Annotated in this window: 20 protein-coding genes and 1 tRNA gene; 12 read left to right on the top strand and 9 right to left on the bottom strand. The window is 57.7% G+C overall.

Annotation, left to right across the window (positions count from 1 at the left end; translation table 11 throughout):
* Nucleotides 1-34 precede the first annotated feature (34 nt).
* From H7C18_RS01160 to sigJ, 3 genes are all read right to left on the bottom strand, one after another.
* Nucleotides 35-4,951, bottom strand: coding sequence for a right-handed parallel beta-helix repeat-containing protein (locus tag H7C18_RS01160; RefSeq protein ID WP_185127165.1), 4,917 nt, complete (start codon nt 4,949-4,951; stop codon nt 35-37).
* Nucleotides 4,952-5,242: 291 nt separating this feature from the next.
* Nucleotides 5,243-6,160 (bottom strand): NAD(P)/FAD-dependent oxidoreductase, encoded by a 918-nt coding sequence (locus tag H7C18_RS01155; RefSeq protein WP_185127164.1) that lies wholly within the window; start codon nt 6,158-6,160, stop codon nt 5,243-5,245.
* A 123-nt stretch (nt 6,161-6,283) separates the two neighbouring features.
* Nucleotides 6,284-7,162 (bottom strand): RNA polymerase sigma factor SigJ, encoded by an 879-nt coding sequence (gene sigJ, locus H7C18_RS01150; protein WP_185127163.1) that lies wholly within the window; start codon nt 7,160-7,162, stop codon nt 6,284-6,286.
* Between the two features lie 177 nt (nt 7,163-7,339).
* Here sigJ and H7C18_RS01145 point away from each other — a divergent pair, with 177 nt between their 5' ends.
* The 5 genes from H7C18_RS01145 (at nt 7,340) to H7C18_RS01125 (ending at nt 12,358) form a co-directional block, all read left to right on the top strand.
* Nucleotides 7,340-8,788, top strand: a complete 1,449-nt coding sequence (locus tag H7C18_RS01145) for a spore germination protein (protein WP_337912657.1) — start codon at nt 7,340-7,342, stop codon at nt 8,786-8,788.
* On the top strand, nt 8,785-9,939 hold the full coding sequence (locus H7C18_RS01140; RefSeq protein WP_185127162.1) for a Ger(x)C family spore germination protein: 1,155 nt from the start codon (nt 8,785-8,787) through the stop codon (nt 9,937-9,939). The genes H7C18_RS01145 and H7C18_RS01140 overlap by 4 nt, the downstream gene beginning before the upstream one ends.
* A 21-nt stretch (nt 9,940-9,960) precedes the next feature.
* Nucleotides 9,961-11,061 (top strand): endospore germination permease, encoded by a 1,101-nt coding sequence (locus H7C18_RS01135; protein ID WP_185127161.1) that lies wholly within the window; start codon nt 9,961-9,963, stop codon nt 11,059-11,061.
* Nucleotides 11,062-11,144: 83 nt separating this feature from the next.
* Entirely contained in the window at nt 11,145-11,624 is a 480-nt protein-coding gene (locus H7C18_RS01130; RefSeq protein WP_185127160.1) for a carboxymuconolactone decarboxylase family protein, read from the top strand.
* 290 nt (nt 11,625-11,914) lie between these two features.
* Nucleotides 11,915-12,358: a cupredoxin domain-containing protein gene (locus H7C18_RS01125; protein WP_185127159.1), complete on the top strand. Its 444-nt coding sequence runs from the start codon at nt 11,915-11,917 to the stop codon at nt 12,356-12,358.
* Between the two features lie 198 nt (nt 12,359-12,556).
* Here H7C18_RS01125 and H7C18_RS01120 read toward each other — a convergent pair whose 3' ends face one another.
* From H7C18_RS01120 to H7C18_RS01110, 3 genes are all read right to left on the bottom strand, one after another.
* A complete protein-coding gene (locus H7C18_RS01120) occupies nt 12,557-13,504 on the bottom strand; it encodes an NADP-dependent oxidoreductase (RefSeq protein ID WP_185127158.1) in 948 nt (315 codons plus the stop codon).
* Between the two features lie 219 nt (nt 13,505-13,723).
* Complete coding sequence (locus H7C18_RS01115; RefSeq protein ID WP_185127157.1) at nt 13,724-14,308, bottom strand: TetR/AcrR family transcriptional regulator; 585 nt, start codon at nt 14,306-14,308, stop codon at nt 13,724-13,726.
* A 171-nt stretch (nt 14,309-14,479) separates the two neighbouring features.
* Nucleotides 14,480-14,567 (bottom strand) — tRNA-Leu (locus tag H7C18_RS01110).
* Between the two features lie 241 nt (nt 14,568-14,808).
* On the opposite strand from H7C18_RS01110, the gene H7C18_RS01105 reads away from it, so the two are divergent.
* From H7C18_RS01105 to H7C18_RS01085, 5 genes are all read left to right on the top strand, one after another.
* Entirely contained in the window at nt 14,809-15,723 is a 915-nt protein-coding gene (locus H7C18_RS01105; RefSeq protein WP_185127156.1) for a hypothetical protein, read from the top strand.
* Between the two features lie 186 nt (nt 15,724-15,909).
* On the top strand, nt 15,910-16,773 hold the full coding sequence (locus tag H7C18_RS01100) for an AraC family transcriptional regulator (protein WP_238357395.1): 864 nt from the start codon (nt 15,910-15,912) through the stop codon (nt 16,771-16,773).
* A 64-nt stretch (nt 16,774-16,837) separates the two neighbouring features.
* Nucleotides 16,838-17,536, top strand: a complete 699-nt coding sequence (locus H7C18_RS01095; protein ID WP_185127155.1) for a GntR family transcriptional regulator — start codon at nt 16,838-16,840, stop codon at nt 17,534-17,536.
* Between the two features lie 10 nt (nt 17,537-17,546).
* Complete coding sequence (gene uxuA / locus H7C18_RS01090) at nt 17,547-18,641, top strand: mannonate dehydratase (protein ID WP_185127154.1); 1,095 nt, start codon at nt 17,547-17,549, stop codon at nt 18,639-18,641.
* On the top strand, nt 18,638-19,504 hold the full coding sequence (locus tag H7C18_RS01085; protein WP_337912653.1) for an SDR family oxidoreductase: 867 nt from the start codon (nt 18,638-18,640) through the stop codon (nt 19,502-19,504). Before uxuA ends, H7C18_RS01085 begins: the two co-directional genes overlap by 4 nt.
* Before the next feature lie 254 nt (nt 19,505-19,758).
* On the opposite strand, the gene H7C18_RS01080 is transcribed toward H7C18_RS01085, so the two are convergent.
* The gene (locus H7C18_RS01080; protein WP_185127152.1) at nt 19,759-20,745 is read right to left on the bottom strand and encodes an aldo/keto reductase; all 987 of its coding nucleotides are present in this window, start codon (nt 20,743-20,745) and stop codon (nt 19,759-19,761) included.
* A 188-nt stretch (nt 20,746-20,933) separates the two neighbouring features.
* On the opposite strand from H7C18_RS01080, the gene H7C18_RS01075 reads away from it, so the two are divergent.
* A complete protein-coding gene (locus tag H7C18_RS01075) occupies nt 20,934-21,887 on the top strand; it encodes an AraC family transcriptional regulator (protein ID WP_185127151.1) in 954 nt (317 codons plus the stop codon).
* A gap of 62 nt (nt 21,888-21,949) precedes the next feature.
* On the opposite strand, the gene H7C18_RS01070 is transcribed toward H7C18_RS01075, so the two are convergent.
* Together H7C18_RS01070 and H7C18_RS01065 are read right to left on the bottom strand one after the other, a co-directional pair.
* Nucleotides 21,950-22,786: a TIM barrel protein gene (locus tag H7C18_RS01070; RefSeq protein ID WP_185127150.1), complete on the bottom strand. Its 837-nt coding sequence runs from the start codon at nt 22,784-22,786 to the stop codon at nt 21,950-21,952.
* A 206-nt stretch (nt 22,787-22,992) separates the two neighbouring features.
* Nucleotides 22,993-23,730, bottom strand: coding sequence for a phytanoyl-CoA dioxygenase family protein (locus H7C18_RS01065; RefSeq protein WP_185127149.1), 738 nt, complete (start codon nt 23,728-23,730; stop codon nt 22,993-22,995).
* Between the two features lie 169 nt (nt 23,731-23,899).
* Between H7C18_RS01065 and H7C18_RS01060 the strand changes: the two genes are divergently transcribed.
* Nucleotides 23,900-24,769, top strand: a complete 870-nt coding sequence (locus H7C18_RS01060) for an AraC family transcriptional regulator (protein ID WP_185127148.1) — start codon at nt 23,900-23,902, stop codon at nt 24,767-24,769.
* Nucleotides 24,770-24,782 lie beyond the last annotated feature (13 nt).

Below are 24,782 nucleotides of genomic sequence, written 5' to 3'. Positions count from 1 at the left end.
AGCTTCCGGCTCGCCCCGCCTGTAAATTTGTCCGTCAGCGCGTTACTTGCACGACGAGCGTATCGCTCTTCGTCACGCCCGCATCATTGATCCATTCGCATTCGTACGTGTACGTTCCGGGCTGCTTCCCCCGCACGTCCGCCGACGCCGTCTGCGCGCCGGGCGTGCGGGCCTCCAGCGGCTGTTCGGAGATCAGTTCGCCATTCTCGTAAAGCTTGAAGAACGTGGCGTTCGTTCCCCACCACAGATTGGCCGTGATGCGGTAATCGCCGTTCCCGTCCCAGTTGTCGTCGGACAGAACCGGCTTGCCCGGATTCGCGTCCGTGACCTTCACGGCGATCGGATCGCAGGACGTCGCGCCTCCGCTGTTGGCGATTTCGCACGTATACGTATACGTTCCGTTCGGTTTGCCCGAGATGGCCGTCGAGGCGGTCTGGGCGTTCGGCGAATTCTCGTTCAACGTCTGCGTATCGATAAGAACGCCGTTCTCATACAGCTTGTACGTAGAGCCGTTGGTTCCCCACCACAGGTTCATGGTGACCGTATAGCTGCCGTCCTGAAGCCCGGTGTCATAGCCGTTGTCGCTCGACAGCACCGGCTTGGCCGGCGGCTCGCAAGTTTCGCAGCCGGAAGCGGCGGTCTCCACCGTCAAGCTCAGCCCGCTCGGACTCCATTGCCCCGCCGCGTTCGCCGCCTCGACCTTGAACGTGTACTCGGTCCCGGGCGCCAATCCGGTTACGAGGTAGCCGTTCTCGCTGCCGCTCACCGTGGCGACGACCGAATCGCCGTTCCGGATGCGATAGGCGGCGACGTCCCCGCCGTTCGCCGCGGCCGGCCAGCTCAGCTGCACCTCGTTCGGCTTCACGTCGCTTGCCGCGAGCTCGCTTCCTTCCGCCCAGGAAGGAACGGGCAGGTCGACCGCGCCGACCGTAATTCCCGTCTGGCCCGCGTCGTACAGGACGAAGCTGCCTTCTCCCGTAATCGCGTATTCGTGATCCAGATAGTCGACCACATCCTGCCCGTCAACCCGCATCAGCACCCTGACGCCAACCGGCGTGTCCACCGCTCCGAACTCGATGTCGTACGATCGGCCGCTTTCGAGATACGTGTTCGGAATCATGCTGATCGTCTCGTTATGGGCGCCGAACCGGTGCAGCTCGATCGCCGTGCCGCTGACGACGATCAGATACGAGGTGCCCGACCAGGCGACGGCGTCCGGCGCTGAGGCCCGGATGCCGAACCCTTGCCAGCCGGTCTGCAGGTTCAACGTCGCATTGAACTTGAGCAGCTGGTAGTTGTGCACGGGATCTTTAGTGCCGGCGACGATCGCATTGCCCGACGCGGAATGGAACGTCATCTCCCTGCCGTCGTCGGACAGAGACAGCGCCGTTCGATCGGGGGTCACCCACTTCGCCGTATCGCCGATCAAGCCGCCAAGCGTCAGAATCTGCACGTTCCGTTTGGCTCCGAACGCCGCGACGGCCTGTTCGAGAGCTGCCGTCTCCGCGTCAATCGCGCTCTGCGTCGCGTCGGGATTGTTCGTCAAATCCGTCGCCTCTCCGATTGCCTGCTGCAATTCCACTTTGGAACCGCTCGCGTATTGTCCCGGCGCGGCGCCTTCCTCCGAGGAATCGTATACGTTCTGAGCCTTCTGGATCGCTTTCTCGAGATTGGCCGTGTCGACGGTTTCCTTCTCGCTGGTCGCGAACGAGAAAACGCCGTCCCGATCCCACTTCGAGCCCCGGTAGGTCGCGGACCCCGATCGGGCCTCGACTTTCCAGTAATACGTCTTGCCGCCGTATTCAAGCTCCGGTACGGCCAGCTTCGTAGCCATGACCGTCTTGTCGATCACGACGTTCTGCAGCTCCGGATCGGTCGCGACGATGACCCGGTATTCGTCCGCTCCGTCCGCGCGGCCCCAGATCAGCTTGCCGGTATTGACCTGAACGTCCGACGCCCCGTTCCGCGGATAGAACAATCGGAAATCGTTCACCGGCTTGAACTCCTGCCGGAAGGAATCCGGCCGGATGCCCATGGCCGACGTCTGCAGGCCGTGCAAGCCGTCCAGATCGCTCAGATCGGAGAACGCCGGCGCCTGCTGTTCGACCGTATTCTTTTCGACCGTTCCGTATTGTACGATCTTGTCGTGGATCGCCGGAGCCGGACTGCCGTAAATATAGTTGTCCGTCACGACGTTGTATTTCGGATACGTCGGATTGTCGTCCAGGATCCCGGCCAGCAGCGGATACTTCTCCGCCCAGATGCCCGTGTTGTAAGGCACCTGCATCAGCCTTTGATACGGGAGCAGCGTGGACAGATCGGCGTTGTCGTCCGAATAATCGTTGCCGAGTATGGACTGCTTGCTGTTGAGAATGACGTTGTTCTTAACCTTGTTGTCGCGCCCGCCGTTGACCAGGATCGGCTTCGACACGTTGTAGAACAGATTGCCGAGCACGTTCTGCCCGGACGTGTAGCCGTCCAGATAAACCGAATACGTATCGTCCGTTCCCGGTCCGGCGATATCGTGGAACACGTTGTTGCGAATCGTATCGTTGTAATACGACCAGGAACCGTACGTGTAGAAAGCGCCGGCGTCCCCGGTCTCCTTCAGGACGTTGTAAACTTCGTTGTTCTCGAATACGTGCTCGTTTCCTTCATAACCGATCGCTTGGTGCGGGATGTCGTGAAAAAGGTTGTTGCTCACGACGTTCCCGACCCCGGTCACTTTCACGGGCTGGATGTTGGTGCGAATCAGCTCGCTCGTCCGGTAAAGGTTGCTGTTCTTCACGTAGTCGTTGCCGTACGTGAGCGTCTGCATGTCTCCGCCGTCCAGTTGGACGCCGCCCTTGCCGATGTCGTGAATGTCCGAGCTCAGCACGCCGCTGTCGGCGGCGCCGCTGACGACGACGCCCTGCTGGCCGAGATTGCGCAGCGTCGAACCCGCGATCCTCACGTGATCCGTATGATTCATCAGGATGCCGGTACCGCGGCTCTCCTCCAAGGTCAACCGCTCGAAGGAGACATTGCTCGTATTGTTGAGCGAGAGGAGCGGCGCGGTCGTCAGCGACAGGCGCATTCCGGCTCCGTCGAGTCCGTACGGCGGATCGTAATACAAAATGCCCGTCGCGCGATCGAGGTACCATTCTCCCGTCTCGTCAAGCTCTTCAAGCAGGTTGAAGGCGTAGAACCGCTTGCCGCTCGATACGCCATAGCTCGGATTGTTGACCGTGACTGTCCTATTGTCCGTATCGCGGGACAGCAGCTGGAGGCTGTCGTCGTACCAGTCCCACGTCCAGAAGCCCTGGAACCAGACATCGGTCGCTTGGCTCCAGCGCTGCAGCCGGTCGTCCGGGAATTGGAACGTCGTGGTCTTGTCGTCCTTGCTCACGATCGCCCCGGTGAGCGCGAAGTCGCCTTCGTTCGGCCAGCGGGCCAGCGTCTGGCGTTCCCCGTCCACGAACAGCTCGGGCGGCGAGTACGTGCCCGACGTAAAAGGATTCGTGGGCGTAATCTGGCCGTAATCCGTTATGCCAAGCTGCTTCAGATCGATCTGGACCACCTGATCGCGAGCCTGCTCCGGAATTCGGCCCAGGATGGCGGGGTCGGTAACCGGCTGCGGCTCGGCCCCCGCCAGATCGGCGGAACCCGTCAGGTGCGCCTGTTCGCTCGGGTATGACGTATAGACGATGGGAGAGGAGGACGTTCCGGAATCCCTGGCGTCGAACGATACCGAAGTCGTCCGGCGGTAATCCCCGCCGCGCAGAAATACCGTCATGCCATCGACGGGCAGCCCCTTGTCGGCTTTCATATCGCGAATCTTGTCCCTGGCCTGTTCGATCGAATGAAACGGCGAAGCGAACGTTCCGTTCCCGCTGCCGCCGCCCTCGGGCGACACGAACAATCCGAACAGGGCGGACAGGCGCGCGAGCAGCGCCGCGTCCGCGGTTGCGTCGAAGATCGGCGCGTCGCTGACGGACACGAGGCCGCTGCCGTCGTCGAACACGGTTTTGCCCATGGCCTGCAGATCCGCCGCGGAGATCATTCCGGACGCGCCGGCTTGTCCGGTGGCATAGGCCTTCGGCAAGGATATCTCTCCGCCGACGCTCGCGGGAATGTCCTGCGCATCCTCAAGCACGGTCCGCTCCCCGTCGAGGTAGACGATCGGGCTTCCTACCGAGAAGACCGCCGCGTTCCCGATTTTGGCTTTCACGTCCGCTAGATCGTCGATCGGCACTTCGCCGCCGGCCGTATACGGCTTGAGCGTAACGTTGTCGATATCGTATTCGCCGGGGTAGCCGGCTTTCGAGCCGATCCAGAAATCCAGCTTCTCCAGCTTGTCGGCCGCCGCGCTCTTGAAGCTCAAGCCGGTTTTTCCGAATACGGATCCGTCCGTGTTGTCGGTGATCAGAAGATCGAACGTCTTGGCGTCGTAATCCAGCACGTATTGAATCGTGTAGTCATGGCCTTCCTGAGTTCGGAACGGAGCGGTCTGGTCGCCCGAGCCGGAGCTTACGGTAATCGTGTCCTCCGCCATGAGCACTTGCGACGCCGATACGAAGTTCGAGGAGTCGCTGAACAGCGCGGGCATACAGATGCTGTAACGGGAATTTTTGACGACGTCGAGGTCGTATTGGAACAGCACTTTGCCGGCCAACGCCTCGGAATTGACCATTCTGCTGATCGTCACCTGCTTGCCGGTTCCCGCGTTCGCGACATGGAGCTTTCCGTCCGTCACGGTTGCCGTCGTCTCCGGTTCCCCGGCCGGCGGCTTCACGACCCAGCCTTGGGGAAGCTGCCCGTCGTCGAACGTATCGTGGATCGGAGTCAGCGATGACGGTGGCTCCTCGGCGCTTGCGCGCGTCCCGCCCGCGACGACGATTCCCGCCGACGCTCCCAACAGCAATGCGCATAGCGCCGACTTTGCAAGCGTATTCATGAATGAGAACAACATGAGTAAACCTCCCTTTCGTTCGATTCGGTTCCGTTCGTCCTTCCCGATCAATCAGCGAATGAATCGGAAGCTTTCTTGCCCGGTGCGTTCCACCCCCTTTCATGCAAAAGTATCGCACCCGCCGTTGGATGGTCCCACTGCTGAAATGGGAAAATTCTGAAAAAACGATCTGCTCATTTCTCGTTTTTCTTTCCAATTCGAAGAAAAAGCTAGAAAAAGCGGAAGCTTCCCCTAAATAAAAAAGCAATTCCCGATCGATCGGGAATTGCTTTTTCACTCATCCTCCACGCTTCAGCCATTACGGCTCCAAGCTTCCACATTCAGTTCGTTGTTCATGGCCGCGGCGGCAAGAGCGCCCATCGAGGCGGCGGCGACGACTTGATGCATCCGCGACGCCGCATCCCCGGCGCTGTATACGCCCGGTACATTCGTTTTTCCCAACATATCGGCTTCAACCGAACCGAGCTCCGTCAATTTGCATCCCAGAGCCCGGGGCAGCTCGGAACCGATCGCCAATTCCGGTTTAAAAAAGATCCCCGAGCACGAAACGGCCGTCCCGTCTTCGAGAACGACTTGCCGCACGATCCCTTCGTTCGAGACGATGGAACGGATCGGCGCGTCGTACAAGGGAACCCGGTGCCGCCGAAGCTCCTCGCGCTGCTCTTCCGTCAGCTCATCGGGGCCGTTCGTACAGATCGTGAAGCGATCCGTCCATCCCGATATCAACGCCGCGAAGTGCATGACTTCCGCTCCTCTGTTGATCACGGCAAGGGGCTGATCCCGCAGCTCCCAGCCGTCGCAATACGGGCAGACGAACGCGCTCTTCCCGTAAACTTCCGTCAGCCCGGGAATGTTCAGAGGCTGATCTTTCATTCCTACGGCGAACAGCAGCTTGCGGCTTGCGAAGCTTTGTCCTGTCGCGGTCGTGATTTGGAAATGTCCGTCCGCGCCTGCGACCGATACCGCCGTATCCGCTACGAAGGAGACGGAAGGATAGGCAGCGATCTGTTCCTTCGCCACCCGCCGAAATTCGCTCGGGCTGATTCCGTCCCGGGTAAGAAAGCCGTGCGACTCTCGGGTCACCGCGTTTCGCGGCCGTCCTTCGTCGATGACTGCAACGTTTTTTCTGGCCCTTCCCAGCACCAGGGCGGCGTTCAAGCCCGCCGGCCCGCCTCCGACAATCGCCACATCGAGCAGTTGTTCCTGCATCCTCGCACCTCCGGAATTTTTCATTATTTCTATTAAAGATCCTCGATATCTATAATAGACGATTATTTTCCCGTTGGCAAGACGCGGCCCTCATCTGCGGGGTACTTTCATACCCCGCATCCGCTACTTCCTGAAGCGTGTCAGTTTATCAGGGTTCCGTACAATATAGATATTTTGGATGAAATGATCCTGGACATGAAGCATTCCCACGGTAAGAATACCTTCGCCGGAACGGAGAATCATGCCATACTGGCCGTTCAGCCGCGCCATCTCCACGACCACTTCTCCCTCGATCGTAGCCGCTTTGCGAATCGGACCGAGAAGAAACCGCGCGACGAGGTCCTTCGTTTGAATCGGTTTGACGGCAGCCTGGACTTTGCCCCCTCCATCGGAGACCAGAACGACGTCCTGATCAAGCATGGACAGGATTCGATCCATATCGCCTTGCTTCAGCGCGGCCAAAAAATCTTGAACCCACTCCCGGCCCGCTCCTTCCCGAACAAGGGGCGCCTCCTGGTCGAGTCCCATTTTTGCGCTCGCGCGACTGAACAGCTTCCGGCAGCCGGCTTCGCTTTTATCCGTGAGCCGGGCAATCTCCCCGTAATCGAAGCCGAGGGCCTCGCGCAGAACGAATACGATCCGTTCCGCCAGCGACAAGCGTTCCAGCAGCACGAGCATGGCATACGACAAGAGATCGTCGCGAACGACCTCATCCATCGAATCCTCGTCCGAAGCGAGGTACGGCTCCGGCAGCCACTCTCCGAAGTATTCCTCCCGTTTCTTGCGGGCCGCTTTGTTTAAATCCCGGCAGCGATTCGTGACCATTTTGCATAGATAGGCTTTGGGATTCGCCAAACGCTCCGGCGGTACGTCATAGATTTTCAGAAAAACGTCTTGAACGGCGTCCTCCGCATCGGTAACCGATCCGGTCAATTGGTAAGCAAGCTTGAATAACAGCCCTTTATACTGCTTGTATAGCTCCCGTGCACGCAGTTCTTCCATTCTTAATACCCGTCCTTGCTCTCTGTTGGTTTGGCAATGCCCGCTATTGTCCCTAATCATAAAACGACGCAAGCATCCGATTTGTGACGCGGGTATACGAACGATCTTCGTTTATGCTTATTTCCCTTTGACCATAATAGCCAAATGAGCGGAATCCTGTCTTCGGAGTGATGGTTCGTGAGTTTCATAAGCGGCAATCTGGAAGAAAATGAGGCCTATCTCAAAGAACAATTCGATCCATGTTCCGACATCGTGATGCGTACTTATATTCTAAATGACGGAAGCAAGCTTTTGCTCCTTTATATCGATGGAATGATTCGATTGCAAAGCATCGAGGACAACGTGCTGAGGCCCCTCATCAACAATGGATTGCCGCAAGGCATCGACCGGATCCGGTCGCTTGCCGAGATGCTCGGCCGCGAGTGGCTGCCGTTGACGAATGTAAAAACGGAGCAAACCCTGGAAGGATTGATTCAGCATATCCTGAAAGGCAGCTTGGCTCTTCTGGTCGACGGGATGGCCTCCTCTCTTATCGCACAGGTCCAAGACTTCGAGACGAGAAGCGTTCAGGAGCCGAAGAAGGAGTCGACCTTGCGCGGCTCCAAGGAAGGCTTCGTCGAGAATATTCGCACCAACACCTCGATGATCAGACGAAGAATCGTTCACCCCGATCTGAAGATGGAATCCTTCACGATCGGCAGGTATACGCAGACCGAGGTCGTTCTTGCTTACATACGAGGGCTTGCAAGCGAGAAAGTGCTGGCGGAAGTGCGGGAGAAGCTCGGCCGGATCGAAGCGGACGGCATCATCGACTCCTCCTATATCGAAGAATGGATCGAGAACAGCTCGTTCTCCATTTTTCCGCAGATCCAGAACACCGAGCGTCCGGATATCGCAGCCGTTTCGTTATTGGAGGGAAAGGTCGTTCTGATCACCAACGGAACCCCGTTTGCCCTCATTCTTCCCGTTACGTTCTGGTCGGGTCTTCAATCGGCGGACGACTACTTCGAGCGGTTCGTCTTCATTATTCTGACCCGGTTGATTCGCTATACCCTGACCTTTGTTTCGCTTGCGCTGCCCGCCATCTATGTGGCGCTTTCCACCTTTCATCCGGATATGATCCCGAGCAGCCTCATGATCAACATTGCGACGGCGAGAGAAAGCTCGCCTTTCCCGACCGTCATCGAATTATTTCTCATGATGTTCATTTTTGACGGACTGCAAGAAGCGGGAGTCCATCTTCCCAATCAATTGGGCCCTGTCGTCAGCATCATCGGCGCGCTCGTGATCGGGCAAGCCGCCGTCGAGGCAGGATTGATCTCCACCCCGATCATCATCGTCATTTCGTTGACCGGCGTGGCGGCGTATACGATCCCAAGATACAGCTCCACGCTCCCCTTTCGGTTGATCCGGTACCTTCTGCTGATCGTCAGCGGCCTGCTCGGCTTCGTCGGTTTTACGTTCGGCATCATTTTCCTGCTGATCCATCTGGTGATGCTGGAGTCCTTCGGAACGCCGTACTTGAGCCCGGTGGCCCCGTTCGACGGCAAACGGATTAAGGATGTCGTCATTCGCTATCCCTTCTGGGCCAAAAAAGGCAAGAGCAAGGGAGGCGGAAAGCGATGATTCGCCTTCTATTCAGAAGGAGCGTCCCCCTCGTCCTCAGTCTGGTCTTGTCCAGCTGCACGGATATCGTGGAGCCGAATCAGCTGGCGTTCGTTCTGGGGACGTCCATAGATCCTGCGGAAGGCGGACAGATCGAGGTCGGCCATCAGATCGTCATCCCCACTCAGAAGAGCGGTCCGTTCGACGGACTGTCCGAGAGTTCGGAAGGCTTCGTGGTCCTGTCGGCCACCGGAAGAGATGTCTTCGAAGCCAGCGAGAAGGTTCAGAAGAAGTTATCCCGCAAATTAATGACCAGCCACCGGATCCTGATCGCCATAAGCGAAGATTTCATCAACAAGAACGACGTAAGCGCGCTGTTCGACAAGTTGAACCGGGACCCCGCGAACAATGAGCGGGACGTAACCGTCATGATTAAAGGCAGCGCCAAACAATTTCTCACGCTGGGACACCCCATGGAGCATCTATCCAGCATCGCGGCGGATAAGGAAATGCAAGTCAACGGATTAAAAAGCTTCTCCACCCGGCAATTCATTATCGACAGCGTCTCCGAAGGAACCCGGCCGCTGTTGCCGACTCTTCAAATCCAAAACGCCAAACTGAGCTCGAAGATAACGACTCCGATTGCCCAGTGGTCCGGTTATGCCTTCTTGAACAAACGGCTTAAAGTCAAAGGGGCGCTGAACGAAACCGAAGGCTCCGGAGTCCTATGGATGTCGGGAAAAATGATGTCCCAAGGACTCACCGTCCCTTGGAAAGACGGCAAAGGAGCCTTGTCCTTCCGATTGACCCATCTTCGGCGGCAAATTCGATCCGGCGGCAATCCCGAACATGTCGTTTTGACCGTCAAGGCGCAAGCTTATCTCCTGGAAAACACGACCTCGCTCGATATGTCCGAAGTAAACAACAAGAGGATGGCAGAGCGGTATGTAAACGATCAGCTTCAGAAAGATTTGCAGGCGGCGATGGATAAAGTCCGGAACTGGGGAACGGATGCATTCGGCATCGGAGAGCATCTTCATCGCAAGCATCCGTACTGGTGGAAGAAGCAAAGGGACGACTGGGATGATAAGTTCAAGAGCTTGAATGTTACCGTCAAGGCGGATATCAAGTTAAGATCTAGCGGAACAAGCGGCGCACAATTAAAACCTTAAAGAAAGAAGTGGCATCGACCCGTGAAAATAAGCGCATACCAAATGTTCTGGCTGGTCAGCATCTCTTCTCTGGTCGAGCTGTCCTACTTGCCGACCCATTTGGCGGCAGCGCAATCGCGCCAGGACTGCTGGATTTCGATTCTCCTTGGCGGAGGATTCATGCTGGCTGTCACCTGGATCATGCTAAAGGTATGCATGCAAAACAAGGATAAAACGTTGGTGGGATTCATAAAGGATCTTCTGGGTACCGTGATCGGCAAAATCGTCGTTGTCGTTTACTTTCTGCTCTGGTTCATGCACATGAGCATCATCCTCAAAGGATTGGTTGAATTCCAGAACCTGGTCATGCTCCATCAAACGCCTATGATCGTCATTCTGTTAGGCGTCATGTTTCTGGTAACCTACGCCGTGCTCAAAGGCGGAATTACGGCCGTAAGCCGCTGCGCGGAGATTATCGGCCCCATCTTTCTCTTCATGTTGTTTATCCAGCTGATCCTGAATCCTCAAGATATGGATATCAAAAGAATACTCCCCATTTATGCCGACACCGGGTGGTTAAGTATTGTAAAAGGCGCCTTTCACTCCTACAACTACATGATCGATCCTTCGATCATCCTGATGCTGTTCTTTTTCGCCGAAAACAAGCGGAACGCCTCGCGTACGATTCTGTGGGGGACGACGATTGCCCTGCTTTGGGGCGTACTCAGCACCCTCGTGCTTTTATTCGTAACCGGACCCAATCTCGCCATGCAGTTGGTTTTTCCGATCTATTCTCTCACCAAATTCGTATCCATTCTCAATTTTATTCAGAATATCGACGCTTTCTTTATTCCTCTTTGGCTGCTTGGCGCGTTTATTAAACTTTCGGTCTGCTTGTTCATTCTAAGCTACGGATTATCCGAATGGACCGGAATCAAAAATTGGAAGCTCGTCGCTTTTCTCACGACGCTGATCTGGCTGGGTTATGCGGTTTATTGCATTTCCGACAGTCGTACTTCCGATATGCCGAACAACTTGTTTCTGGTCAGCCTTTTTTATCCTTTCCTCTACCTCGCGGTACCGTTGATCTTATGGATTGCGGGCAGCATCCGCCAACGGCTCAAAACGCCGATCGCCGATTAAGCCGGATCGGCATGTCACGGGAAAGACCCCCGTCTCGTTATATGGATGAGGCCCAAAATTCAAAGAAAAGTGAGGTAATCACAATGTCGCAACGTATCCATTATATGCAGCAGTCTCCTGAACTCTTCAAAAAGATGATGGAATTCAGCAATGCCGAGAAGGGAAGCTCCGTCGAGCAAAAAACTCTCGATCTGGTTCATATCCGCGCTTCGCAAATCAACGGATGCGGCTTCTGTCTTGACATGCATGTCAAGGAAGCCAAAATCCACGGAGAGAGCGAGCTTCGCCTTTACCATCTTCCGATCTGGAGGGAGTCCACGCTTTTTCTTCCGCGCGAACGGGCTGCGCTGGCATGGACGGAGATTCTGACCAAGCTGCCCGAGCACGGCGTGCCGGACGATATTTATAATCGAGCGCGCGAGCAGTTCTCGGAGAAAGAAATTTCGGACTTGACCTTCTCGATCATGTCGATCAACGCCTGGAACCGGATCAATATCGCCTTCAAGACGGTGCCCGGTTCGGCCGATGCGGCCTTCGGTTTGACGAAAGCCGGACTGAGCTAAAGGAATTGAAGAGCAAGGAATCGGAAGATGACTTGAAAAGCCGGGCAATCTGATCACCTCAGACTGTCCGGCTTTTTTTGTTACCAGCCCTGCGGATGTTGCTCGCCGTATCCGGAGGCCATTCAATAGGTGCAAAGGAGGCACAGTTGCCGGCTTCAAAGCGTCCTTTGTTGTAAGCCTTAAATTTAATACTATTCGTTTAATAAATGTTTAACAAAATTTAAAGATCTCGATGTTACAGTAAATTTCGACATTATCATAAGATTTATCAAAAGGAGAGAATTCATAATATGAAAAAACACCTGTTCCTATTGACGACCGCTCTGGCAGCTTTGATGGTCGTACTGAGTGCTTGCGGCAATAGCACGAGCACAAGCGGACAAGCATCGCCGGCATCTTCCGCAGAAGCGTCTACCGCATCCGCATCGGTACCCGAGGTCGCCTCCCCAAGCCCGACATCAACTGCCGGTCAGGCCGTGGAGATCAAGTTGATGGCCAAGGACTTTGAATACGACCAGAAAGAAATCCACGTCAAAAAAGGCGATAAAGTCAACATCACATTGCAAAGCGATGACGGCGGCCATGGCTTTACGATCCCGGATTACAACGTAACCATTAACGGAAACGGCAGTGCGGAGTTTACAGCGGACAAAGCCGGCTCTTTCGAATACCATTGTTCCGTGCCTTGCGGATCTGGCCATACCCAAATGAAGGGTACACTGATTGTCGAATAATTGCTGAATCATAAGGTTGAGTCCAACGTTCAAGAAGCAAACCGCATCCCGGTTTGCTTCTTGTATTTATGTTTTCACTCATGCGAAATTAGCTTGATGAATATGTACATTAATTGTGATTTTGACCATCGGCAATTGTTAGCGGAGCGCAGTCAAAAAGAAATGAATTTGAAAGTTCAGACGAACTAAATTAATGAACTAGATGGTAATGACGACCTTGCCGTGCACGTGCCGGCCTGCTTGAAGCTCGACCGCCGCGCGGATCTGCTCCATCGGGAAAGTCGCTGCGATGGGCACTTGGAGCTGGCCCGTCGCGACCAGGCGTGCAATCTCTTCAATGGCGCAAGGGGCGGCGTTGGCACCGTTTGCCGGCGTGATCCCCTCCACCAGCGCAGCGATGGTGGTGATGCGCTTGTCGGGAACACCAAGGTCTCGAGCAGCCTGCACCGTGTCTGTCCCGTATAGATCGATCGCCGCAGTGACGCCTGCGGGAGCCAGAGCGCGGATCCGGTCGACCATGCCGTCGCCATAGGTGACCGGTTCGGCCCCGAGGGCACGCAGGGCGGCGGCCGAGGTCGCCGATCCTGTTCCGATCACTCGCGCGCCCGCGAGTCGAGCGAGTTGGACGGCGAACACGCCGACCCCGCCTCCGGCGCCGCCGATGAGCACCGTGTCGTCCGGGCCCGGATTGACCACGGCGAGGGCGGCGGAGGCCGTGCAGCCCGCGATCGTAAGAGCGGCCGCTGTGCGGTCGTCGACGCCGTCGGGAGTGCGGTGAACGTCGCCGCCCGCCGCGATGGTCCCTGCCACATCTACGATTACGTAGGTAGCAACCGCGCGGGAGAGGGCACCGCCGAACACGCGGTCGCCCGCCGCGAACTCGGTCACGCCCTCACCTGCTTGGTCCACGATCCCGGCATAGTCGGTTCCGAACCCGGACGGCAAGCTTAAGCCGAATCGAGCGGCGGTGTCTGCGTCGGAGGTCATGAACCAGTCCATCGGGTTCAGCCCGGCCGCGGTGACGCGCACGCGAATCTGTCCCGAGCCGGCCTGCGGCACGGGCACCTCGCGGACGTTGAGGACCTCAGGCCCGCCGAATGACTCGAGCCGGACCGCTCTGCTTGCCCCTGTCACAAAATTACTCATAGAATATCCTCCTTTAAACCTCAAATTCAATGATACAAGTTACTTATTTCATGTATTGTAACTTGTGAATAAATATTATCACTTTATGCTGATAAGTTACAAGATTTATCATTTGTAACTTTTCACTAAAAAAAAGCATTGCTGAGAAAAAATCCAAGTCCCTTCTCACCAATAAGGTGTTGACATAAAGACGAAGGCTAACCGCCATCCCTGCTCGATTCAATTAGGATTTTTAAGTCCTCTTATCAGAAGATTTATAACAGACCTTATGTTCTGTTTTCGATTCGGATCTTCAAAGGAGTTCGGGTTGATAAAAACACCGGTTGAAAGATATACGGATCTTGCCGCTTGATGAGGAGATTCCGTAAAAAATATGCCTTCCGAAATTCCTTGAACGATAATCTTCTCGATACGGTTAATACCTTCTTCTATGCTTTTTTTTATTACTTCCACCGAGCTGTGTGCCAGTTTCATGTAATTCGCAAACATCTCCGGGTCATGAATAGCACTGCGGCGTTTAGATTCCGCAAATTCATCGAGTAAATGAAAAAGCTTAATATCAGCCGGATTATCTTCTTTTAAAATATCTTCTAGAGCGGCATTCATTTTTGTAAGCCAGCGTTCTGTAACAGCATTCCAAAGGGCTGTTTTCCCGTTAAAATATCTATAAATGGCAGCGTGGCTAACTTTTAATGATTTGGCCACGTCTGTGATATTCGCTTTGTCTGGTCCGAAACGGCGAATGACTTCTTCTGTTGTATTGAGTATTATTTCTTTATCTAGCGGGATCTTATTCAAATTCATCACCACTTTCCGGTTTGACTTCCGAATTATATCAAGTCGTTTATGCTCATCTGGATTACAGTTCCACAATTTCGTCGGCACATGTCATGAGCGGCACTTTGCAAATTCCAATGATGCAAAAAGCTCCTGAACCGTCACAAGGACAAGTTCAAGAGCCAGTTCATTCATAGATGGTGCGGTCGAGAGGACTCGAACCTCCACGGGGGGTTAGCCCACTGGAACCTGAATCCAGCGCGTCTGCCAATTCCGCCACGACCGCAAATGGTTTGCAACGCCATTCATTTCGGCGTCAGCGAAATATAATTTACCATGCGGGCGACCAACATGTCAAGCATTTAATTTGAAGAAATACGATTCTCTTCGGCGAGCCGCAGGGAAATGATCGGATCGAACCCATCGAAGAACCAGCTTGTGCAGCAGTTCACTCGTTTAGGTCCGTTGCCGCTGCGAACAATAACGTCGGGCCCTCAAAGGCCACAACATTAACGGGAGGAATCGTCTTGAAGCTCGGTACGCTGTCGCTCGCTTGCGTTTTAGGGATGTCTACCCTCATGTTTGCCGGCTGCACCACTCACAACAACGGTGTAACCACCAAGAACGTCCATCCCGCCAGAGTGATCGACGGCCACACGACGTACCGGTCCAACGCTTTGGATCGCAACGGCCTCGGCATCCTGAATGCGCCGGGCTACCGTCATCCGGGCTATTTCGGAACGGACGGATATCGTACGAACAATTATGACGGGTATCGTACGAACAATTACTACGGGAACGGAATTACCCGCTATTCCGGACCGACCACGACGCCCGGCTACGGCATGACGGGCTACGGTACGACAGGGACGACCGGCACAACCGGAACCGGCATGTATTCCAATACGACCGGGATGACGGGAACAAGCGGGTACAGTACCTACGGTACGACTCCTTCCCGGACGGGCGTTCCATTCGGCACGACCGGAACGACCGGCTTCGGCTCTTCCGCATCGAGCTATAACGGCACCGTGGGAACGAGCAGCTTGAGCAACACCCATATTCACGGTCTCAGCGTCACGAATAACCACGTTCTGCAGCTGGGCAACCTAACGATCGTCGGCTCCAAACACGGCACTCATGCGACTTCCTATAGCACGGGCTTCCATGGAATGAGCGGAACGACGACGACCGGTATGGGAACGACAACGGGCACCGCGACAGCAGGACGCAGCGGCACGACCTCCCGCGTGCTGACCGTGACCGATACCCGTGCGGTCGAAGCGATCGACCGCGTCAACCGGATGCTGTCCACCCCGTCCAAGATTCGCGCCGAGTCGAACACGCTGGCGAAAGATCTGAGCTACATTCTGAAGAAAGCTTCCGAAACTTCGCCTTCGGGTACGACCGCCGCGACGCATACCGGCACCAGCCACAGGTAACGCCAAAGGGACTGCGCCTACGAGAGGGCAGTCCCTTTCCCATGTTCACGGGACGCTATCCAAATCCGGCGTAATCTTACCCGAAGCGTGCCTGATCGATTATACTGGGGACACATGACCGGAGAGGGGAAAGGACACTTGGACGCATCGCCTTTTTTGCACGGTTCCGGAACCTTCGTGAACGAGATGATGTTCCCCGACGTCAAAACGACGCTGAACCTATTCGGCATTCACCGCCGCAAGGTGGCCGGGGATTGGTCGTATCCGCCGCACGAGCATCCGCAATACGAGATCAATTACTTACTGGAAGGTCATCAAACGATGAGAGTCAACGGCATGGAATACGACCAGCGCGCCGGCGACCTGCTGCTGCTCCGGCCGGGGGACGTGCATTCCAGCCGCAGCGGGGACGGCCAGCCGTTCGAATATTTCTGCATCCATTTCGACCTGGACGACCGGCTGTTCCTGTCGCTGCTCGGCCGGATGGAGCAGACGCTCTTCCCCGCCGCCAGCCCGATCGCCCGGAAGATCCGGCCGGCGCTCGGCAAGATGATGGAGCCCGATTCCGCGGCCAACGCCCGGTCCGTCGCCGGCCGGATGCGGTTGCAGTCGACCGTGTTCGAGCTGTTGGCCCAGCTATGGGACGCCGTCTCCGCCGAGACGCTCCAACTCTCGCCGCAATCGTACGGCAAGGTAGAACTGGCGCATGAGATCGCAGGACGCTTGCAGGGCCTGGCCAATCAGACGTTCCGCAAGGGCAAGAGCGGCGAAGAGCCTTACGGCATCCGCGAGATCGCCGCCGCGCTCGGCATTAGCGTCTCCTACTGCAACCGGATTTTTCGGGAAGTGTACGGGCAGTCCCCGCGGGCCTACTGGTCCGAGCTTATGCTTCACGAAGCGTGCCATCTGCTGTCCGACCCGCGTTATACGGTTCAAACGATCTCGGCCATTCTCGGCTATCGGGACATTGCCCACTTCAGCCGTCAATTCAAACGTTGGACCGGAGCGGCCCCTTCCGACTACCGCAAGCAGCATTCGCGGCTGGAATAAGCCGCCTTTTCACTTCCATACTACCATACAAGTGTGGTAGTATGGAGGAAAGGAGGCTGCACCCATGACGTTTAACGTTCGCCCGCATCGACAGCCGTCCGGCGGTTCCGCCCGCGATCTGGTCTATGCGAGGCTGCGGGAGCAAATCCTGAGCCTGGAGCTGCCCCCGGGCGCCGCCCTGTCCGAGCAGGAGTCCGCTCTCGCCTTCCAAGTAAGCCGTACGCCGGTGCGCGAGAGCTTTCTTCGGCTGGCTCAGGAAGGTCTCGTGCAGGTTCTGCCCCAGCGAGGCACGTTCGTCTCCCTGATCGACGCGGAGCTTGTCGAGGAAGCCCGCTTCATGCGGGAACAGCTCGAGGCTGCGGTCGTCAGACTCGCCTGCGAGAAGTTCCCTCCGGAAGCGTTGAAAGCGCTTGACGACAACCTTCTGGAGCAGAAAACCAGCATGAAGCGCGAAGACGAGCGGGAGCTGTTCGGGCTGGACGAGGCGTTCCATCGCGTTTTGTTCGAAGGCTGCGGCAAGCGGAACACGTGGCAGGTCATCCAGCAGATGAACGCTCATCTGAATCGGAGCCGCCTGCTGCGCCTCGTCACCGCCCACGAGTGGGACCACCTGTACGAGCAGCACGAACGGATGGCGCGGGCCATCCGGGAGCGTGACGCCGACGAGGCGGAGCGGACGATGCGCGAGCATCTGCGGCGCGGCATCTCCGACATGGAGCAGTTGAGGCAGAGCTATCCTCAATATTTCAAACAGGGAGAGTGAGTTCGGCGGCATGAAAATGGGCTTTCGTTGGTTCGGCGAAGGGAACGACACGGTTACCCTGCGTCAAATTCGGCAAATTCCGGGCGTCACCGATATCGTCTGGTCGCTTCACGACGTTCCGGCCGGCGAGGAATGGCCGATGGAGAAGATCGAGGCCGTCCGCGACCAAGCGGCCGCGGCGGGCCTGAACATCGACGTGGTCGAGAGCGTCAACGTCCACGAGGACATCAAGCTGGGCCTGCCGACGCGGGACCGCTACATCGAGAACTACAAGCGAACGATCGAGAAGCTGGCCAAGGTCGGCGTCAAAGTGATCTGCTACAACTTCATGCCCGTGTTCGACTGGCTGCGGACGGATCTGTTCAAGGCGGCGGACGACGGCTCCACGGCGCTTTTTTACGAGAAAAGCAAAATCGCCGATATCGACCCGTTCGAGCTGGTGCGCAGGATCAACGAGAACTCCGCGCTCACGATGCCGGGCTGGGAACCGGAGCGGCTCGCCCATCTGAAGGCTTTGTTCGAGGCCTACCGGGGCGTTACGGAAGATCGCCTGTGGGAACACCTCGGTTACTTCCTGAACGAGATCATCCCGGTTGCCGCAAGGTGCGGCATCAAGATGGCGATTCACCCGGACGACCCGCCGTGGCCCGTGTTCGGCCTGCCGCGCATCATCACGGGCCAAGCGAATCTCCGCCGGTTCCTGAAGCTGCACGACAGCCCGTACAACGGCATTACGCTGTGCAGCGGCTCCTTCGGAGCCAATCCGGATAACGATATTATCGCCATGATCCATGAGTTCAAGGACCGCATTCCGTTCGCGCACATTCGCAACGTCAAGGTGTTCCCGAACGGCGACTTCATCGAGACGTCGCACCGGACCGAAGACGGAACCGTCGATATCGCCGGCATCGTGCGCGCTTACCATGAGATCGGGTTCGACGGCTACGCCCGTCCCGATCACGGACGGCACATCTGGGACGAGCGCTGCCGCCCGGGCTACGGCCTGTACGACCGCGCGCTCGGCATCATGTACTTATGGGGACTGTGGGACGCCTGCCGGCTCGCTGCGGGCGAGGACATTCGCGGAAAGAAGGTGGGCTCGTGAGCAGCATCGAAGGAAACGGCTTGCCCCTTCATCCTTCCCTACGGGGCAAAACGGCCGTCATCACCGGCGGCTCCGGCGTATTGTGCCGCGTGATGGCGCGGGAGCTCGGACGGCAAGGCGTCAATGTCGCCATCTTGAACCGGACGGTGGAGAAAGGCGCCCTTGTCGCCGAAGAGATCGTCGCTGCCGGAGGCACGGCGACGGCCGTCGCATGCGACGCGACCAACGAAGACAGCGTCCGGGAGGCCGCTCGCGTCGTCCTTGAAACCCTCGGACCGTGCGATATTTTGCTGAACGGCGCCGGCGGCAATCATCCGAGCGCGAATACGACCAACGAGATTTTTCAGCCGGAGGATCTGGACAAGGAAGGCGTAACCACTTTCTTCAACCTGGCCGTCCAAGGCTTCCGGAACGTGCTCGATCTGAACCTGGTCGGCACGCTCATTCCGACGCAAGCGTTCGCCCGCCACATGCTCGGCCGCGGCGGCGTCATTCTGAACGTCTCTTCGATGAGCGCCCCTTCGCCGATGACGAAGGTGCCCGCCTACAGCGCGGCCAAGGCGGCGATCAATAACTGGACGCAATGGCTGGCCGTTCATCTCGCCGAGTCGAATATCCGCGTCAATGCGATCGCGCCCGGCTTTTTCCTGACGGAACAGAACCGTGCGCTGCTGAAGAACGAGGATGGCAGCCTGACCGAGCGGTCGAACAAGATCATCACCCACACGCCGATGCGGCGGTTCGGGGTGCCGGAGGATCTGCTCGGAACGCTGCTGTGGCTCGTCGACGACCGGACGTCGGGATTCGTAACCGGCACGGTCGTTCCCGTCGACGGCGGGTTCATGGCTTATTCGGGCGTTTGAGCCAACATATGTACCGTTCGCAAGCGGTACTAAAAAAACTGCAACAGCATAATTAACGTACATGGCTCATGTCCATGGTTTTGCCAATGCCCAATAACGGCACAGTGTGCCGCTAAGCCATTTGGGTGGGGCTCGCATGTCCCACAAGCTTTGTTTGTTAATTGTGCTATCGTAGAGAAAAAGGATCGGCAAGCCCCATTCGGGGCGCTCGCCGATCCTTTTTGCGTTCCCGCGGTAACCTCCGCAGCGCAGGTTTACAAATTCAACGTCCGCATCGACACCTCGTTGTAACGCTCGCCGGAGGCTGCGCCTTTGGGCGCCGCTTCGTCGATGCGCGCCAAATCCTCCGGCGTCAGCTCGACCCCCAGAGCGCCGACGTTTTCTTCCAGATAGACCTGGCGCTTCGTTCCCGGGATCGGCGCGATGTCGTCTCCTTGCGCAAGCAGCCAGGCCAGGGCGAGCTGCGACGGCCGGCACCCCTTCTCGGCCGCGATCTCGGAGACACGCTCCACAAGGTCCAGATTCCTCTGGAAGTTATCGCCCTGGAACCGCGGAGAGTGGCGGCGATAATCGTCCTCGGCCAGGTCCTCGAACTTGCGGATCTGCCCGGTCAAGAACCCTCTGCCCAGCGGGCTATACGGCACGAATCCGATGCCCAGCTCGCGGCAGAGCGGCAGAATCTCGTCCTCCACGTCGCGGCTCCACAGCGAATATTCCGTCTGAAGCGCGGAGATCGGATGCACGGCGGCCGCGCGGCGAATCGTAGCCGGTCCGGCCTCCGACAGCCCGAGGTAGCGGACTTTGCCTTCGCGCACGAGATCGGCCATGGCGCCGACCGTCTCTTCGATCGGCGTGTTCGGATCGACCCGGTGCTGGTAATACAGGTCGATATATTCGACGCCAAGGCGGCGCAGGCTGGCCTCGCATGCCGATCGAACGTATTCGGGCCGGCCGTTGATTCCGAGCATCGCGCCGTCCGCGGCGCGCACGTTGCCGAACTTGGTCGCCAGCACGACCCGGTCGCGCCTTCCCTTCAACGCTTTGCCGACCAGTTCCTCATTCCGGCCGACGCCGTACATATCCGCCGTGTCCAGGAACGTCACGCCAAGTTCCAGCGCACGGTCGATCGTGCGCAGCGATTCGTCTTCGTCCCGGCCGCTGTAGAAGTCGGACATGCCCATGCACCCGAGCCCAAGCGCCGATACTTCCAACCCGCTCTTGCCTAAGCTTCTTTTTTGCATCCTTGCATCCATCCCTTCAATGGTCTCGCCCGTTCGAGCATGGTTTTATTATGGAGGATTTCGACGCGAAGCCGGTAGTCGAATGATCTCAAGTTTTTGCCTAATCCTCCAACCCCGGTTTTCTTCGCCGCCGGTTCATCGTGTATAATGGCGTTACAAGAAAAGAGCCGACAAGGGGGCAGCTGATCTTGGCCGTACAATTGAACAGAAGAAATACCGATGAGCGACTGACCGAATTCGCCGATCTGATCGAGCATCTCACGGGACGGGACGGGTCGCACGAGACGGCCATCCCCTCGCTGCGTCTCATCCGCAGCACGAGTCCGACGCTGCCGGTGTTCACCGTCTATGAACCATCCCTCTGCATCGCGGCCCGGGGAACGAAAGTCGTGACGCTTGCCGGCGAGACCTATAGATACGGGGCCGGCGACTGCTTCGTCGTGTCCGTGGACCTGCCGGTTACCTCGCAGCTGATCGATGCGTCGCCCGAGGCTCCTTATCTGTGCTTCAGGCTCGACTTCGATCTCGGCTTGGCGCTGGATGTGATGAAGACGACGGAGCGAAGCGTCGGGGACAACGGCTCGCCCGAAGCCGGAAACGGAAATCTATCGGGGCGCGGCTTGTTCGTCGGAAAGCTGGAGCCCGATCTGCTGGATGCCGTAACGCGTCTGGTGCGATTATTGGAGAAGCCGCAAGATATTCCGTACCTGGCGCCGCTCATCGTTCGCGAAATTTTCTATCGGATTCTGAGCGGCAGCGAAGGCGAAGCGTTCCGGAGGCTCGCGATGACAGGCAGCGGCTCGAACCGGATTGCCGATGTGATCGCTCGGATCAAACGGGATTTCGCCCAAACGCTGCCGATCGAGGAATTGGCGAGAATCGCGCACATGGGTCCCTCTTCGCTGCACCGCCATTTCAAGGAAGTGACGGCCATGAGCCCGCTGCAGTACCAGAAACGGCTGCGCCTTCAGGAAGCCCGGCGCCTGCTGCTGACCGAAGAGGTCGATGCCGCCGATGCCGCGTTCCGGGTCGGCTACGAGAGCCCGTCCCAATTCAGCCGCGAATACGCGAGAATGTTCGGCCTTCCGCCGATCGCGGATATCCGGCGTCTGCGGACTTCTCCCGATCAGGAGATCGGTTAGCTCATTCGGTTTCGGAGCTCTAAACGGGAAAAAGGCCCGCTTCCGCGAGCCTTCCCCGTATTCTACAAACCGGCGGCGGCGAACACCTTGTCGAAGCAGTGCCCGGAATGCCGGGCCAGCTCTTCGGGCGTTCCCCTCGGCGGCTCTTGGGAGAGAATTTCCTGGCATACCGGACCGTCGTAGCCGATGGTCCGCAGCGCTTTGAGGAATCCCGCCAGATCGATCACGCCCTCGCCGGGATACAGCCGCCCGTTGTCCAGCGCCTCCTCGACCGGCACGTCCGGCGCGTCGTTCAGATGGACATGAACGATCTGCTCCGGCCGCAACGCCTCGATGTCCGATACGTTCAGCCCGTTCGTGTACCAGTGGTAAGAATCGAGGAGCAGGCCGACATTGCTTTCGCCGATGGCGCCGATCCAGTCCAGCGTCTCCTCCATCGTCCAGATGAACGGGTTCGCCCATCGCGTGCGAAGATGGTGCGGGCCGACGAATTCCAGCCCCAGCCGGATTCCGTATGCGCCCAGCACCTGCGCGCAGGTGCGGAGCCGCCGGGTCGCCAGCGCCATGAAATGCGCGGCCGGAAGGTCCGTCGACGGCAGGATATACGTACAGCAGCGGGTGCATCCCAGCGCGCGGGCCGCGGCCGCATGCTCCGCCAGCGTCTTCATGCCTTCCAGAAATGCTTCCTCCGTCGTCCGCCACTCCACCGGCAGCCCGACCGAACCGATCTCCACGCCATGGGAAGCGAGCAGCTCCCGGGCTTGCTCCGCGCCGAAGCGCGCCGCCAGACCGCGGGCATCGATATCCACCGTTTCAAACCCGTTCCGGCCCGCCAGCTCGATCAGCTGAATCTCATCCTTCAGCGGTCCGAGTCCGGCACCGCTTAACCCTCTGCGCACGATCTCCATCTCCTTCGAATTCTAAATTTATCTTGCGAATCGACTTCCTTTTTCCTATTCCAGATCCTCGTCCCGCATTCCTCCCCCCAACCTTCGCGAAAAATAAAAAAGCCGGCCGGCGAACCGCCGGTTCAACCCGCCGTTCGCGCGGCCTGCGCTGCATCCGCCCCCTGCCCGGAGGATCTTGCAAGAACATGCCGCCGGTGCTATTCGTTGACGAAGCGGCTGCCGGCGATGTTTTTCCCCCGGGCCAGCCATACTTTAAAGCCCGGATTCTTGTCCTCGTAAACCTTCGCCTCCGTCGAGAAGTATCTCATCGTGTAACCGCATCGGCGGAACTCGCTCGTGTTGGCTCGGGCGCCGTGAATGATGCGCGAGTCGTGCAGCGAGCATTCGCCCGGCTCCAGCTCGAAGTAGACGGCGTTGGATTCGTCTACGTTCTTGATCTGGGACGAGAACGTGTTCTTCTTGCCGTCGACCGCTTCGTACTCCGAGAATCCGTTGCTGTGCGTTCCCGGAATGACGCGCATGCAGCCGTTCTCCTTCGAGCTGCGGTCGATCGCAAGCCAAACGGTGACAATCTTGTCGAACGAGCTGAGACGTCCTTTCCAATATGCCGAATCTTCATGCCACGGCGTGGCCCGGCCGACCAGCGGGTCCTTGCAGATGAAGTGACTGGACCACAAGCCGATATTCGGGCCGATGATCGGCTCGACCAGGTCGAGCACTTCGTCCGAAAGCAGGAATTCGAGCAGGCGCTCGTCGCGAAAATGCGGCGTATCCAGCTCGTCCGACAGCTTGCTGCCCTTCTCGGCCAACTGCTCCTCGAAGATGTTCGTGAGAGTACGCATTTTTTCGGTGCCGAAGAGCGGTTTCTTGTGCAGCAGATAGCCATTCTCCCAATAGCTCTTCACTTCTTCCGGCGTCAATAAGGCGTTGGACATGTTGAACCCCATCCTCTCCGTCGTTTGGTTCCTCCCTCATTGTAAGCTCGCTCTGTCCGGCAAATCTCCGCTTTCGCTCGGAAACATTACGCTTATCTTCAGGTTTGCAAGAATATCGCTTACAATACGAGTAGGAATCGAAGAATCTGGCCATGGGGAGGGCGGATCGATGCAGGTCATGAAAGGATACCCGGACCGGCTGACGATCGAGGATTTTTTGGCGGAGACGCCGTTTTGCTTTTTCTCGCAACGGCTGGACGAGTTGTGTCCGCTGCATTGGCACGAATTTTACGAGCTGACGTACATCCTGTCGGGCAACGGCGTAAACACGGTGAACGGGACCGATCTGCCGATTGGCCCCGGCACGTTGTTCCTGCTGACCCCGGCGGACTTCCACGAGATTCGGCCTCTGGAGAACGAGGAACTGCGCATCTACAACTTCATTTTCAAAGAGACGCTGATCGACCCGGAGCTCCGCGAGCGGCTGTTCCGCGGCGACAAGCGCATCGCCTGCTGCGACGATGCTGCGCAAACGCGGAGAGCCGCCGATTTCTTCCGCCTGATGGAAGAGGAATGCGCTGCAGCCGGGCGGTTCGGAGCAATCCGTATCGTTCGCAACTTGCTGGACAGCTTGCTCGTCCTGCTGTGCCGGGGCGAACAAGAGGAGCGGCCCGCCCAAACGGCCCGCTCCCCTTATCATCCCGGCGTGCAGAGGGCGCTGCTGCACATCCAGCACCACTTCCGCGAGCCGCTCACGCTGGAGGACGTCGCCCGGGAATCCCGGTTGTCCGCCAACTACTTCAGCGAATGCTTCCGGCAGCAGACCGGCATCCCGTTCCAGCGGTATGTCATGGATCTGCGCCTGGAATTCGCCCGTTCGCTGCTCAAGGCGTCCCCGCTGCCCGTCACGGAAGTATGCTACGTCTCAGGCTTCAACACGCTGACGCACTTCGAGAAAATTTACAAGCGCAAGTTCGGCCAGTCTCCGCGGGTTAGCCGCGCGGCCTCGCCCGCCGGCGGCACGCGGGATTCCGGCTAAGGAGGATGACTGC

The organism is Cohnella zeiphila (assembly GCF_014212055.1).
In the GTDB taxonomy this organism is placed as follows: Bacteria; Bacillota; Bacilli; order Paenibacillales; family Paenibacillaceae; genus Cohnella; species Cohnella zeiphila.
The sequence above is the reverse complement of the archived record's forward strand: the minus strand, read 5'-3'. Positions and strand labels throughout refer to the sequence as shown.